Annotated in this window: 14 protein-coding genes, 1 tRNA gene and 1 pseudogene; 5 read left to right on the top strand and 11 right to left on the bottom strand. The window is 55.5% G+C overall.

What is annotated here, in order from left to right; translation table 11 throughout:
* Positions 1–48: 48 nt before the first annotated feature.
* From ACMWLG_RS03280 to prmB, 6 genes are read right to left on the bottom strand one after another with little or no spacing between them, the layout of a single operon-like run.
* Positions 49–327, bottom strand: a complete 279-nt coding sequence (locus ACMWLG_RS03280) for a YfcL family protein (protein ID WP_045402655.1) — start codon at positions 325–327, stop codon at positions 49–51.
* A gap of 13 nt (positions 328–340) precedes the next feature.
* On the bottom strand, positions 341–886 hold the full coding sequence (locus ACMWLG_RS03275; protein ID WP_045402651.1) for an elongation factor P hydroxylase: 546 nt from the start codon (positions 884–886) through the stop codon (positions 341–343).
* Positions 886–1,695 (bottom strand): sulfite exporter TauE/SafE family protein, encoded by an 810-nt coding sequence (locus ACMWLG_RS03270; protein ID WP_045402650.1) that lies wholly within the window; start codon positions 1,693–1,695, stop codon positions 886–888. Before ACMWLG_RS03270 ends, ACMWLG_RS03275 begins: the two co-directional genes overlap by 1 nt.
* Complete coding sequence (gene mepA, locus ACMWLG_RS03265) at positions 1,695–2,519, bottom strand: penicillin-insensitive murein endopeptidase (protein WP_045402648.1); 825 nt, start codon at positions 2,517–2,519, stop codon at positions 1,695–1,697. The genes ACMWLG_RS03270 and mepA overlap by 1 nt, the downstream gene beginning before the upstream one ends.
* Positions 2,520–2,521: 2 nt before the next feature.
* Positions 2,522–3,607, bottom strand: a complete 1,086-nt coding sequence (aroC, locus tag ACMWLG_RS03260; RefSeq protein ID WP_045402646.1) for a chorismate synthase — start codon at positions 3,605–3,607, stop codon at positions 2,522–2,524.
* Positions 3,608–3,667: 60 nt separating this feature from the next.
* Positions 3,668–4,600 carry a 50S ribosomal protein L3 N(5)-glutamine methyltransferase gene (gene prmB / locus ACMWLG_RS03255; RefSeq protein ID WP_023312578.1) on the bottom strand — a complete coding sequence of 311 codons (933 nt, stop codon included), beginning with the start codon at positions 4,598–4,600 and terminating at the stop codon, positions 3,668–3,670.
* A 145-nt stretch (positions 4,601–4,745) separates the two neighbouring features.
* Between prmB and smrB the strand changes: the two genes are divergently transcribed.
* Positions 4,746–5,297: an endonuclease SmrB gene (gene smrB, locus ACMWLG_RS03250; protein ID WP_023312579.1), complete on the top strand. Its 552-nt coding sequence runs from the start codon at positions 4,746–4,748 to the stop codon at positions 5,295–5,297.
* A 45-nt stretch (positions 5,298–5,342) separates the two neighbouring features.
* Here the strand turns inward: smrB and sixA are convergent, their stop codons facing one another.
* The 4 genes from sixA to ACMWLG_RS03230 all read right to left on the bottom strand — a co-directional run bounded on the left by sixA (position 5,343) and on the right by ACMWLG_RS03230 (position 10,016).
* Entirely contained in the window at positions 5,343–5,828 is a 486-nt protein-coding gene (sixA, locus tag ACMWLG_RS03245; protein ID WP_023312580.1) for a phosphohistidine phosphatase SixA, read from the bottom strand.
* 209 nt (positions 5,829–6,037) lie between these two features.
* Complete coding sequence (gene fadJ / locus ACMWLG_RS03240) at positions 6,038–8,185, bottom strand: fatty acid oxidation complex subunit alpha FadJ (RefSeq protein WP_045402644.1); 2,148 nt, start codon at positions 8,183–8,185, stop codon at positions 6,038–6,040.
* On the bottom strand, positions 8,185–9,495 hold the full coding sequence (gene fadI, locus ACMWLG_RS03235) for an acetyl-CoA C-acyltransferase FadI (protein ID WP_045402641.1): 1,311 nt from the start codon (positions 9,493–9,495) through the stop codon (positions 8,185–8,187). The genes fadJ and fadI overlap by 1 nt, the downstream gene beginning before the upstream one ends.
* A gap of 236 nt (positions 9,496–9,731) precedes the next feature.
* Positions 9,732–10,016: a YfcZ/YiiS family protein gene (locus ACMWLG_RS03230; protein ID WP_023312583.1), complete on the bottom strand. Its 285-nt coding sequence runs from the start codon at positions 10,014–10,016 to the stop codon at positions 9,732–9,734.
* Positions 10,017–10,388: 372 nt separating this feature from the next.
* On the opposite strand from ACMWLG_RS03230, the gene fadL reads away from it, so the two are divergent.
* Entirely contained in the window at positions 10,389–11,711 is a 1,323-nt protein-coding gene (fadL, locus tag ACMWLG_RS03225) for a long-chain fatty acid transporter FadL (protein ID WP_023312584.1), read from the top strand.
* Positions 11,712–11,755: 44 nt separating this feature from the next.
* Here the strand turns inward: fadL and mlaA are convergent, their stop codons facing one another.
* Complete coding sequence (mlaA, locus tag ACMWLG_RS03220; RefSeq protein WP_023312585.1) at positions 11,756–12,508, bottom strand: phospholipid-binding lipoprotein MlaA; 753 nt, start codon at positions 12,506–12,508, stop codon at positions 11,756–11,758.
* A gap of 315 nt (positions 12,509–12,823) precedes the next feature.
* On the opposite strand from mlaA, the gene ACMWLG_RS03215 reads away from it, so the two are divergent.
* The 3 genes and pseudogenes from ACMWLG_RS03215 to ACMWLG_RS03205 all read left to right on the top strand — a co-directional run.
* Positions 12,824–13,753, top strand: a complete 930-nt coding sequence (locus ACMWLG_RS03215; protein WP_045402636.1) for a formate/nitrite transporter family protein — start codon at positions 12,824–12,826, stop codon at positions 13,751–13,753.
* Between the two features lie 75 nt (positions 13,754–13,828).
* Positions 13,829–13,903 (top strand) — tRNA-Arg (locus ACMWLG_RS03210).
* A 175-nt stretch (positions 13,904–14,078) separates the two neighbouring features.
* Positions 14,079–14,171 (top strand): annotated as a pseudogene (locus ACMWLG_RS03205) (integrase); the annotation flags it as partial.
* Between the last annotated feature and the right edge of the window lie 124 nt (positions 14,172–14,295).

Below are 14,295 nucleotides of genomic sequence, written 5' to 3'. Positions count from 1 at the left end.
CTGGTGCCCTCCCCCGTCCCTCTCCCAAGGGAGAGGGACGTGAAACACTTACTTCGCTTTCGCCTGCTGGAACAAAGTGTCCCACATGCCTAACACCAGAGACTGATCGCGCGGAGAGAGCTCCCCGGCCTGAATGGCTTTCTCCAGACTGCGGGTCACTTCCTCATGAACAGCGTCGGCAGAGTGATCGTCACCTGCTTCCAGCTCGGCTACCGCGAGCGTCAGGTGACCACGCAGATAACCGCTGGCGAACAGCTCATCATCGCTGGCGTGTTCCACCATGTCATCAATTAACGCCAGAATGCGTGATTCAAATTCTGCGATCATCTTCTTTCCTCTGTTAAAGATCTTCCGGCCAAGGGAAGCATTCCGCCGTGATAACCGGCGTGTGGTAATAATTCTGTAAGGCCTCGATCAGGCGTGCCGGACGTGCCGGGATGCCTTTCTCAAGGTATTCCATCACCTGCGCGTGAACGCGGCGCTGGAAGACGATACGGTCTGGCTCGAAGTCGCCTTCGAGGTTGTCACAGCTGACGTTGAACGGGAAACCCGCCGCGACGCAGAATAGCCATTCCAGCGCCTGCGGTTTCACTTCCACATCTTCAAACTGGCCCTGAGTGGCGGCATCACGTCCGTCCGGGCAGTACCAGTAACCGAAGTCCACCAGCTCGCGCCGCGCTTTCCCCGCGATGCACCAGTGCGAAATCTCGTGCAAGCCGCTGGCATAAAAGCCGTGGGCAAAGACGATGCGGTTATACGGAACATCTGCATCAGCAGGAAGATAGATCGGTTCGTCGTCGCCTTTAATCAGACGGGTATTAAAATCGTCAGCAAAACAGCCGTCGAAAATCTCAATCAGCTGTTCGTATTTATGCGTACTGTTCATTAGTGCATCCCCAACCAGATGAGGATCTCCTGTCCATGGCTGTCATAAAGAAGTTTGGCGCTCATTACGGCCGAGACGATGACGATCATCGGGCGAATCAGCTTTTGTCCTTTGCTTAATACCAGACGCGAGCCCGCGCGAGCGCCCAGGAACTGCCCTGCCATCATCACAAATCCGGTTGCCCAGATAACCTTGCCGCCAATGATAAACAGCAGCAGGCCGCCGACGTTTGAGGTCGCGTTGAGCACTTTGGCATGGGCGGTGGATTTGGCGAGGTTAAACCCGGCCAGCGTCACGAACGCCAGCGCATAAAATGAACCCGCCCCCGGCCCGAAGAAACCGTCGTAAAAACCCACGCTGCCCCCGGCAACCAGGGCAAACGGCAGGCCGTACAGGCGACGCTGGCGGTCTTCTTCACCGAGCTTTGGCATCAGCAGGAAGTAAAGCCCGATGCAGATGACCAGAATCGGCAGGATCTGGCGCAAAATATCGGACTGCACGTGCTGAACCAGCAGCGCGCCCGACGTGGAGCCGATAAAGGTCATCAGGATATTGAGCTTCTGATCGGCCAGGCTCACCACCTTACGGCGGATAAAATAGAGCGACGCCGAGAGCGAGCCGCCGCAGGCCTGCAGCTTGTTGGTGGCAAGCGCCTGCGCCGGGCTCATGCCCGCCGCCAGCAGCGCGGGCACGGTTAACAACCCGCCGCCGCCCGCGAGCGCGTCGATAAAACCGGCCAGCATGGCCACAAAGAACAGCACCACCAGCAGCAGCGGTGACACCATAAACAGATCGACGAAATTATCCATTAAAGTACATGCTCATCCAGTAGCGCCTGGCAGGAAGGCGGCAACGGAGGCGGTGTCTTCTTCTCAGGCTTAGAGGTTCCAGGTTTTGCCGGTTCAAACCAGCTTTGCAGTTCGTAACCGCAACCATCGCCAGGCGGTGGCAGCGGCTGATCCTCACATTCCAGGCTGTTCGCCGGGCAGCGCAGACGAACGTGCATGTGCGCACGATGCTGGAACCACGGGCGCACTTTACGCAGCCAGTCGCGATCGGTTCCGGCATCCAGGCAGAGCTGCTGCTTGATGGCCGGGTTGACGAAAATCCGCGTGACGTCATTATCTTCTGCCGCCAGCTTGATCATGCTGGATACGTCCCGCGTCCAGAGTGATGGCACAACGCGCTTACCGTCGCTCGCCACCAGATCCAGCGCCTGCGGTTTCAGCAGTTGGGCGGAGGTCCAGCGGGCTTTCGGCAGCTGCAGGAAGATATCGACATCCAGTCCGGTCTGGTGGCTGGCGTGTCCACCGTTAAAACGGCCGCCGGCAGGCATCCCCATATCGCCAATCAGCATCGTGCCCAGCCCCAGGTTATGCACCTGATTGCCCAGCCGCTGGATGAACAGCACCAGATCCGGGTGGCCGAAATAACGTCGCTGATCGGTGCGCATCACCTGATAGGTATCAGACTGGAGAGGAAGCTCCTGGGCACCGACGATACAGCCGTTGGAAAAGGCGCCAATGGACTGCGCGCTCCCCGCCACCGGATGAGTGATTTTTTGCCATGGCGTCGCGGCCAGACTGGCTCCACTGGCAAGCAGCGCCAGCAGAGCAATTGCGGTTTTTTTCATGTTTACCAGCGTGGAATGGTGGTCGTCACATCCGCATTCTGCGCGCGCTGGCGCAGGAAGTGATCCATCAGCACGATCGCCAGCATCGCTTCCGCGATCGGCACCGCGCGGATCCCCACGCACGGATCGTGACGTCCTTTGGTGATCATCTCAACTTCTTCGCCATCGCGGTTAATCGTGTGGCCCGGCACGGTAATGCTGGAAGTTGGCTTCAGCGCGATATTGGCAACAATCTGCTGCCCGCTGCTGATACCGCCCAGGATGCCGCCCGCATGGTTGCTCTGGAAGCCCGCTTTCGTAATCTCATCGCGGTTTTGGCTGCCGCGAAGCTGAACCACGTCAAAGCCGTCGCCAATCTCTACGCCCTTCACCGCGTTGATGCTCATCAGCGCGTGGGCAATGTCGGCGTCGAGACGGTCAAATACCGGCTCGCCCCAGCCCGCCGGGACGCCGTCTGCCACCACGGTCACTTTCGCGCCAATGGAGTCGCCCTCTTTTTTCAGGCCACGCATCAGTTCATCCAGCGCCTCAAGCTTGTCGGCATCGGCGCAGAAGAACGGGTTTTGCTCGACCTGATCCCAGTCCTTGATCGCCAGCGGAATGTCGCCCATCTGGGTCAGGCAGCCGCGGATAACGATGCCAAATTTCTGCTGCAGGTATTTCTTAGCAATCACCCCTGCCGCCACGCGCATCGCGGTTTCACGCGCGGAAGAACGTCCGCCGCCGCGATAGTCGCGGAAGCCATACTTTTGTTCGTAGGTGTAGTCGGCGTGGCCCGGACGGAAGACGTCTTTGATGGCGCCGTAGTCCTGGGAGCGCTGATCGGTGTTTTCGATCAGCAGACCGATGCTGGTCCCGGTGGTGCGACCTTCAAAGACGCCGGAGAGAATTTTGACCTGGTCCGGCTCGCGACGCTGCGTGGTGTAGCGAGAGGTGCCCGGGCGACGACGGTCGAGGTCGTGCTGTAAATCGGCTTCGGTCAGTTCGATGCCTGGCGGTACGCCATCAACGATACAGCCCAGCGCCAGCCCGTGCGACTCGCCAAAGGTGGTCACGCGGAATAACTGTCCAATACTGTTTCCTGCCATCACGGCTCCGATGTAGTTGTTTGTGTTTGAGCGTTGTGAAACGGGCCGAAGCCCGCTGGATTAATCTTTATAGATGCTGAAGTGTTCGCGCGCGTCGAGCAGCTGCGCTTTGGTCAGCATAAAGACGCCGTCACCGCCGTTGTCGAACTCAAGCCAGGTGAACGGCACATCCGGGTACTGCTCTATCAGATGTACCATGCTGTTGCCCACTTCACAAATCAGAACGCCGTCGTCGGTCAGGTAATCCGGCGCGCAGGCCAGAATGCGGCGCGTCAGCTTCAGGCCGTCAGAGCCTGACGCCAGACCGAGCTCCGGCTCGTGACGGTATTCGTTCGGCAGATCGGACATGTCTTCCGCATCGACGTACGGCGGGTTGGTAACGATCAGATCGTACTGCAGCGTCGGCAGATCGCGGAACAGGTCAGAGCGAATCGGCGTAACGTGATGAATCAGACCGTGCTCTTCAATGTTGTGCTCGGTCACGGCCAGCGCGTCGGTGGAGATATCGACGGCGTCAACTTCCGCTTCCGGGAAGGCGTAAGCACAGGCGATGGCGATACAGCCGCTGCCGGTACACATATCCAGAATATGCTGCGGCTGATGGTTAATCAGACCTTCGAAATGGTTGTTGATCAGCTCGCCAATCGGCGAGCGCGGCACCAGCACGCGTTCATCGACATAGAACTCGTGACCGCAGAACCAGGCTTTGTTGGTCAGGTAGGCGACCGGAATGCGCTCGTTCACGCGGCGGATCACACGCTCAACGATGCGGTGTTTTTCGCTGGAGGTCAGGCGCGCGGTGCGCATGTCTTCAGGAATATCCAGCGGCAGATAGAGAGACGGCAGCACCAGCTGCACGGCCTCATCCCACGGGTTATCGGTACCGTGTCCGTACCAGATATTGGCGGCGCTGAAGCGGCTAACCGACCAGCGCAACATGTCCTGTATGGTATGCAGCTCGTTTACTGCTTCATCGACAAATATTTTATCCACTCTTTCCTCCAGGGCATGCTCGCATAATTTTCGGCGGCTAGTTTGCCATGAAGACGGCGATAAATCAGCAATGACGCGTACCGCTTGAGGTTAAAAAATGCGTTTAGTCGGGTACACTATCGGAAATACGAGATGAGAATGACGAATGAAAAAGAAAACATCGCTCAGCGAGGAGGATCAGGCGCTCTTCCGCCAGCTAATGACCGGGACGCGGAAAATCATGCAGGACACGATTGTCCATCGCCCGCAGCGCAAAAAAATCAGCGAAGTCCCGGTCAAGCGTCTGCTGCAGGAGCAGGCGGATAACAGCCACTATTTTTCAGATGAATTTCAGCCGCTGCTCAATACGCAGGGGGCCGTGAAGTACGTGCGCGAAGACGTCAGCCATTTTGAGCTGAAAAAGTTACGCCGCGGAGATTACTCGCCGGAGCTGTTTCTCGATCTCCACGGCTTAACGCAGATGCAGGCGAAACAGGAGCTGGGAGCGTTGATCGCGGCCTGTCGCCGCGAACACGTTTTTTGCGCCTGCGTGATGCACGGCCACGGTAAACATATTCTGAAGCAACAGACGCCGCTGTGGCTGGCTCAGCACCCACACGTGATGGCTTTTCATCAGGCACCGAAAGAGTACGGCGGAGATGCCGCGTTGCTGGTGTTGATTGAAGTGGAAGAGTGGCAGCCGCCAGAGTTGCCCTGACAGAATGGCGGGAAGCACATTGCCCCCGCCATATCGCACGTCACGTCAGATCGCTTTTGCCATCTTCAGGTTGCACGGGCTCATTTGCCAGTTGAAGACGCCTTTGCCCGTTTCGTCGAGAGAAACATTGGCAATGGCGGATGTCGTGAACATCGGCGGGGTCTCGCCCGGGCACAGCTCAGATACCAGATAGCCAACCAGTGGCAGGTGGGAAATGACCAGCGCGGAAGCGACACCTTCATTGCACAGCGCCTGAAGATAAGCGCTGACAAGGCCTACATCGCCACACGGGGTGAGTTCAGGCAGAACATCCACACTGGTCGGCAGGTTCATACACTCCCCTACCACCTCCAGCGTCTGTTCTGCACGCAGGAACGGACTCACCAGAACGCGTTCAATGTCCACTTTTTGACCGTTAAGCCAGGTCGCCATCAGACGAGATTCGTCGCAGCCGCAGACGGTCAAAGGACGTACTGAGTCACTGGCGGCATCGAGTGCCGCGTCGCCGTGACGCATGATAAAAACTTGCATATTGCACCGCTTTTGTTAACCAGAATCACCGGCGTTAACTACCCGCGATAAATGCTGAGAGGTAGAAAACCCGATGGCCGGGCATTGTGCCTGATCCATTCGGTGAATGAAACGCTGTTTTTTACCTCAATGGCGTAAGTATAGTCAATCTCTGTTTACAAAATCGCCAGAACAGGTCCATTCACTTCAGGATTTACCCTTCTTTGACCTCAGCTTACGAGGACAGTTTCCCTTGCAGGCCAAAATGTCTGGCCGCGTTCCGCCATCTGCAATAATTCGTCACACGGTGTAAACCGTGGACCATATTGCGAAGCCAGACGTTGCAGGATAGCAACCACTTCACCCGCGCCGAGCGTATCCATGTAACGGAACGGGCCGCCAAGGAACGGCGGGAAGCCAATGCCAAATACCGCGCCAATGTCGCCATCGCGCGCGCTCTTGATTACCTGCTCATCAAAACAGCGCGCCGCTTCATTGAGCATCATCATCACGCAGCGCTCAGCGCACTGAACGGCGGAGAGTTTTCCCTGACCCGTAGTCGAAATGAGTCCATATACCGAAGGGTCGACCTGTTTCCTGCTTTTACGCCCTTTCGCGCCGTAAAGATAGAAACCGCGTTCATTTTTTCTGCCTTTGCGATCGTCCTTCAAAATCGCAGAAACAATGTTTGCAGGTGGGCTAAAACGATCGCCATATGCGGCTTCAAGCACTGGTATAATTTTAGTGCCGGTGTCTATTCCCACCTCATCCAAAAGTTGGATTGGGCCAACGGGGAAACCAAACTTTACCAGCGCCTCGTCGACGTGCTCAATCTTCTCCCCTTCCGTCAGCAGCCGCATGGCTTCATTAATGTAGGGCGCCAGAATGCGGTTGACGTAGAAGCCAGCTTTGTCCGCTACCACAATCGGGGTTTTGCCCTGTTTTTTCGCCAGCTTCACCACGGTGGCAACAGTTTGCGGACTGGTAGTCGCGTGCGGAATAACTTCCACCAGCGGCATTTTTTCGACCGGGCTAAAGAAGTGCAGCCCAATCACCTGCTCAGGACGCGCGGCTTTCGCCGCGATATCGCCAATCGGCAATGACGACGTATTGGAGGCAAAAATGGTATGCGGGGCGCAATGTTGCTCAACGTCTGCCACCATCTGCTGCTTAAGCGCCAGATCTTCAAACACGGCTTCAATCACCAGATCGCGGTGCGCAAAACCGCTGTAATCCGTCGTACCGGAGATCATCGCCAGGGTTTTATCACGCTCGCTCGCCTTGATATGGCGGCGCTTGACCTTTTGATCAAGGTTCTGCCAGCTATACTGCAGCGCGTGGTTGATCCCCTTAGGATTAATGTCTTTGATGCGTACAGGCAATTTGCCTTTGCTGGCGGTAACAAAAGAGATTCCGCCACCCATGAGCCCCCCACCCAGTACGCCAATGGCACGCAGCGGCGCAGGCTGCGCCTCGCTGCCCGGATCTTTTTTCACGTCCGTGCTGGCGAAGAAGATGCTGCGCAGCGCCTGTGACTGCGGCGTCATCGCCAGTTCGCCAAAGGCTTTGGCCTCCGCTGCATAGCCGCTGCTGCTGCCCTGCGACAGCCCGGTTTCGATCACTTCCAGGATCCGCTTTGCCGCCGGGTAATTGCCTTTGGTTTTTTGTTCGGTCTTTTTGCCCACCATGTTGAACAGGAGCGTTCTTCCCAGCGGACCGGCCAGCACGCGCTCGCGTACCGGCAGAGGACGTTTTGCCTGACGCCCTTTCAGCGCAAGCTCAACGGCGGCCTCCAGCAAAATGGACTGCGGCACGACGTCATCGACCAGACCGGCTTTCAGCGCCTGACGGGCACGCAGCTGTTTACCGGTTAAGATCATCTCCAGTGCCGTGCTAACGCCCACCAGACGCGGCAACCGTTGCGTTCCGCCGGAGCCAGGCAGCAGGCCCAGCTGCACTTCCGGCAGGCCCAGAATCGTTTTCGCATCGTCGGTGCAAATCCGGCTGTGACAGGCCAGCGCCAGCTCAAGCCCACCGCCCAGACAGGCGCCGTGGATTGCGGCAATGACCGGGATCGGCAGGCCGCCGATCTCCGCCATCACCTGCTGGCCCTGACGCGCCAGCTCTTCGGCTTCCAGAGCGCTTTGCGCCCGGGCGATCATGTTGATATCCGCGCCGGCGATAAAGTTATCCGGCTTGGCAGAGATAAAGACCAGACCACGAATCGCTTTGTTGTCGCGGATCTGCTTTAGCATCGCGCGCACCTGAACACCAAATTCGGCCTTCAGGGTATTCATCTTTTCATCAGGCACATCAATAGTGATAACGGCCACGTTATCGAGGCGAACCGTTAGATTAAATGCAGATGGCATATCCATTATTCAGCCTCCAGAACCATTGCTGCGCCAAGGCCACCCGCCGCACAGGCGGTAACGAGGCCAAACCCTCCGCCGCGGCGACGAAGTTCATGTAATGTTTGCGTGATCATCCTCGCCCCTGTGGCGGCAAACGGATGACCGTAGGCGATAGAGCCGCCCAGCACGTTGAATTTACTCTGATCCACTTCGCCCGTGGCATGGGCGCGGCCCAGCACATCGCGCGCGAAACGCTCGCTTGCCAACAGCTGTACGTTTGCCAGGGTTTGCGCGGCAAACGCTTCGTGCATATCAATCAGGGTTAAATCGGCCAGCGTCAGCCCCGCGCGCTCCAGCGCCAGCGGCGTGGACCACGCCGGACCTAACAGCATGTCCTGCCAGACATCAATGGCGGTGAAGGCATAGCTGCGTAAGTAGCCCAGGGGAGTGATGCCCAGCTCCTTCGCGCGGGATTCGGTCATCAGGATCACGGCGGCGGCGCCATCCGTCAGCGGCGTACTGTTCGCCGCCGTCACCGTGCCATGCTTGCGGTCAAACGCCGGGCGCAGTTTGGCGTAATCCGCCAGCGTTGAGGTGCCGCGAATATTGTTGTCCTCCGCGAGCGGTTCACGGTAAGGGGGGATATAGGCGGTCATGACCTCGTCGGTCAGCTTGCCTTCCGACCAGGCTTTTGCCGCAAGCTGGTGCGAGCGATGCGCCAGGGCATCCTGCTGCTCGCGGGTAATGCCGTACGTTTTTGCCATCTGCTCGGCGGTATCGCCCATGCGCAGGCCGGTGGAGTATTCCGCTACGGCAGGCGGCACGGGCATGAGGTCGCGCAGGCGTAAACGCGAGAAGAGCTTGAGTTTCTGACCCGTCGTGCGGGCTTTATTGACATCCACCAGGATGCGCGCCAGCTTTTTACTCACGCCAATCGGCAGCACCGAAGAGGAATCCGCTCCACCCGCGATCCCGGCGCGAATCGTACCCGCCATCAGGCTTTCAGCGACGTTAGCCACGGCCTGGAAGCTGGTCGCGCAGGCGCGACTGACGCTGTAGGCATCGGTATAGACGTTCATCCCGGTACCCAGGACGATTTCACGCGCAATGTTGGGAGCTTCAGGCATCTGCACGACCTGGCCGAAGACCAGCTGTTCGATAACCTCCGGCGGAATTTCGCTGCGAGCCAGCATCTCCCCCACTACCATTTTGCCCAGGTCAACGGCCGGTATGCCATGAAACGCCGTTGCCTGACGCGCAAACGGCGTGCGTAATCCACTGACTATGGCAATGCGATCGCCCTGACGGGTAATAAGCGGTAATGCCTGACTCATAACACTCCCCTGTAAAAAATTTTCGCCAACATAAAGTGGTCTGACCTGATAATAGTCTTAACCATTTTTTTACATTCAGCCAATCGGGGAAACGAAAAAGTGCGAGCTAAAACACAGAGAAGAAAAAGAAAATGCCGGCGTGATAAAAGCAAAACGGTAACCCTGAGGTTACCGTTTTTGATGTTTGAGCCCTCTCCCGTGGCAGAGTGTTAGGGAGAGGGATCCGACCGCAGAAATTAACGCAGGCCCAGCTGGAAAATCAGCGTTTCCGCTTCGCAGGCGAAAACAAAGTCGATGTCCAGCTTCACGCCGCCTTCCACTTCGGTAAAGGTTGACTTGATTTCACACGGATCGGATTCAACGTCACGCGCACGCTTGCTCAGCGCGGTCAGGGTCTCTTCCGCTTCAGCGCGGGTAGTGAACACGCGGCTGTAAGACGCGGTGCAATCGGAGTTGTCCATGATGGTCCCAACATCCATACAGCAGCAAACCGGGGTTTCATCAGCACTGCATTTACTCATAGCTCAATTTCCTCTGTATTCGCGCAGAGCGCGAGATAAACACGATGCTGATATTTTACGCCCCGGCGCGGGCTCTCTCCAGCCGTTAATGGCGCAAAACCGGTTAAGTGACCAATATCACACTAAAAAATGATCTAAAACAAAAACCACCCTTTTGGGTGAGTCGCGATGGTCACAATTTTGCCAACCAGATCTCGTTTCACGAAACATGTTTGAAAATATTAATAAACAAACTTGCAACATTCAGGCTGGTCGGACCTATACTCTGGCCACTGGTCTGATTTGTCTGTCATACCTCAGACCCTACACTTCGCGCTCCTGTTACGGTATGTAACAATTATTGAATAAAAATAACTCAATGAGGTTATGGTCATGAGCCAGAAAACCCTGTTCAACAAGACTGCGCTGGCAGTCGCAGTGGCACTCGTCTCCACTTCCGCCTGGTCAGCGGGCTTTCAGTTAAACGAATTTTCTTCCTCTGGCCTTGGCCGCGCGTATTCAGGGGAAGGCGCCATTGCTGATGATGCGGGTAACGCGAGTCGTAACCCCGCGTTGATCATGATGTTCGATCGTCCGACCTTCTCTGCCGGAGCAATTTTTGTCGATCCAGGTGTTGATATCTCGGGCCGTTCTCCGACAGGTGCCGATCTGAAATCGGATAACATTGCCCCAACGGCATGGGTTCCAAACATGCACTTTGTGGCGCCGATTAACGACCAGTTCGGCTGGGGCGCATCCGTGACCTCTAACTACGGTTTAGCAACCGAGTTCAATAATGACTATGCAGCTGGGGCGTTTGGCGGTAAAACCGACCTGGAAACCCTGAACCTGAACCTGAGCGGTGCTTACCGTCTGGATAATCACTGGAGTTTCGGCGTTGGCTTTGACGCTGTGTATGCTAAAGCCAAGATCGAACGTTACGCGGGCGACCTGGGCAAAGTCGTCGCTGGCTCAGGCGCACTTCCACCAGCCCTGGCACAGCGTGTGGCTGGTATCCCAGCAGATACTCAGATCGCTTATCTGAAGGGCGATGAGTGGGGCTTTGGCTGGAACGCCGGTATCCTTTATGAACTCGATAAAAACAACCGTTACGGCTTAACCTACCGTTCCGAAGTAAAAATCGATTTTGATGGAGATTATAAAAGCAGCCTCCCTTCTGCTTATAACCAGATCCTCGGCAACTTCGGTCTTCCGATGGGAACCAATGGACAAACCACTGGCGGCTCTCTGAGCCTGCACTTACCAGAAATGTGGGAATTGTCAGGTTATAACAAAGTGGCGCCACAGTGGGCAGTTCACTATAGCCTGACCTACACCAGCTGGAGCCAGTTCCAGGAGCTGAAGGCGACCAATAGCAACGGCGACACGCTCTTCTATAAAGATGAGAGCTTCCGTGATGCTTACCGCATCGCGCTGGGGACAACCTACTATATGGATGACAACTGGACATTCCGCACCGGTATTGCCTTCGATGATAGTCCGGTACCAGCAGACAAACGCTCTATCTCGATTCCGGATCAGGACCGCTTCTGGCTGAGCGCTGGTGCGACCTATGCATTCAACAAGGATGCTTCTATTGATGCGGGCATATCTTATATGCACGGTCAAAAAGTTAACTTCAAGGAAGGTCCGTATGAGTTCTCTTCCGAAGGTAAAGCCTGGCTGTACGGCATGAACTTCAACTACGCGTTCTAATCGCGCTGGAATCAAAAAAGGTGAGCATTGCTCACCTTTTTTATTTACTCCGAATCGATATCTTTTAGTTCGTTTTCGATCGCTTTCGCGTTTGGATTCTCTTCCGGCTTCAGCTTGCCGCCGTTGGCAATAAAGTCATGATTCTGGAAGTACGCTTCGCGCACCATAATGTACGGATCAGAAGACTGGCGCAGCAGACCATCAGAGTCGAGCAGTTGCGCGCGAGTTTCAATCCCTTCCACCGTCCATTTACCCACCGACAGCGGCCAGGTCAGCCACGACAGGACCGGATACAGCGTATCCACCATATCGCCGCCATCATCACGGAGGGTGAAACTACCGTAGAACGGTAAATGCACGTACGGACCATACCCGACGCCATAGTGTCCCATCGTGCTGCCGAAACGGTGCGGCTGTTCACGCTGCAGCTTCTGGTTAGCCATACCTGCAACATCAATAAAGCCACCCATCCCCAGAATGGAGTTCAGGAAGAAGCGAGTAAAGTGGACCATCCCCTGATACGGGTCGCCCTGCAGGAAGTAGTTCACCATGACCGCAGGCTCTTCGAGGTTGCTGGTAAAGTTACTTAACCCGTTACGCGCGGGTTGTGGAACATAATCGCGCCATGCTACTGCCACCGGACGAACCACATACGGGTCCAGTACGTTGTAGTTGAAGCTATACATTGAGCGGTTAAATCCTTCGAGAGGATCGGAGCGTCCCGTTTGCTCCCCGGAGCTGGCGCAGCCCACAAGCATCGTCGCGCCAAGCGCAAGCGCCGACAGCCGAAGTTTCATAAATATCTCCCTGTTCAGTATGGCTATCGTTGATTGCCATCCGTAACGGAGCCGTTGACGCTCCGTCTGTAAACGTGCAAGTGATTGTAACAGCACGTTTACCGATGTCTATGAGCACAATTACGGGCAGTAACCACCGTGACTCTGATCTCAGCATAGCCTGGCTTTTGGAATTCGTTTCGCTGGCAATTTTATAATGTCTTTGAGAGAGATGTATCACCTTTGTTGTCATTGCAGCCAAATTAAGAGCATCCCCACAGGCATCCCGACAAAAGCCGCTACGCTTAACAGAAAGATCAACCTCCGGGAGCAGATATGAAAGATGTAGGCGAAGAAAAAATTGGCGAGAGCAGTGAGGATCTTGAAATTGAAAGTGAGGAGAAAGCGCGCGGCGAGAAGATAGAAATTGATGAAGATCGCCTCCCCTCCCGCGCAATGGCCATCCACGAGCATATACGCCAGGATGGTGAAAAAGAGATGGAGCGCGACGCGATGGCCCTCTTCTGGTCAGCCATCGCTGCCGGGCTATCAATGGGCGCATCTCTTCTTGCGAAAGGGATATTTCATGTGCAGCTGGAAGGCGTGCCCGGTGGATTTTTACTGGAAAACCTCGGCTATACCTTCGGCTTTATTATTGTCATCATGGCCCGCCAGCAGCTGTTTACCGAAAACACGGTGACCGCCGTTCTGCCGGTGATGCAAAACCCCACACTCGGTAATTTCGGTTTATTGATGCGGCTCTGGAGCGTGGTCCTGCTGGGTAATATCATTGGCACGGGCATCGCGGCATGGGCGTTTGAATATATGCCGATCTTTGATGAACCCACCCGGGATGCGTTTGTGAAAATCGGCATGGACGTGATGAAAAACACGCCGGTCGAGATGTTCTCAAACGCCATCATCTCTGGCTGGATTATCGCCACGATGGTCTGGATGTTTCCTTCCGCGGGAAGCGCCAAAATTGTGGTGATCATATTGATGACCTGGCTAATTGCGCTGGCTGACACCACGCATATTGTGGTCGGTACCGTTGAAATCCTCTATCTGGTCTTTAACGGTACGCTTCACTGGAGCGATTTCTTCTGGCCGTTTGCCCTTCCGACGCTGGCGGGAAACATTTGCGGCGGAACGTTTATCTTCGCGCTGTTAAGCCATGCCCAAATTCGTAACGACATGTCGAACAAACGCAAAGCTGAGCTAAAGGCACGGGAAAATGATGATAATTCGACAAAAAAATCGACCTGAATGGTGACTCTTTGAGCAGTCAGGCGGCGATGCGCTTAACGCAAAGTGTAAATAAGGCTATACTCGTGCCGCCTCGTCCCCTTAGTTAAATGGATATAACGAGCCCCTCCTAAGGGCTAGTTGCAGGTTCGATTCCTGCAGGGGACACCAGATATAACTCTCCTGATGTCTACCGAATTCAATAAAAACCTTTTATAATCAGCCATAACCCCTCTTCTCAGGCTATGCGACGTCAACTGAAGTCTACCCATATCTACGTGAATCAATAAACGTTTGGGGGCCTAAGTGGGGGCTTATCCTGTTCAACGGAAAATGAGGCCCCCAAATGCCACTGAATGCTCGTCAGGTCGAGACTGCAAAGCCCAGAGATAAAGCCTATAAACTCGCTGATGGCGGAGGGCTCTATCTCATGGTCAATACGGCTATTTGCATTCTGAGGTAGGATCGCAGATTTAGCTAGGAATTGAAATCCATCCCCTTTTGTGCAAAATCTGGTTGACATTCGCAGATTGACTACAGTACCGTTCTGTGCAAAAGGTGGT

This window comes from Enterobacter sp. 01-M-02-SI-ECC (genome assembly GCF_047530595.1).
GTDB classification, from domain to species: domain Bacteria; phylum Pseudomonadota; class Gammaproteobacteria; order Enterobacterales; family Enterobacteriaceae; genus Enterobacter; species Enterobacter cloacae_M.
The sequence above is the reverse complement of the archived record's forward strand: the minus strand, read 5'-3'. Positions and strand labels throughout refer to the sequence as shown.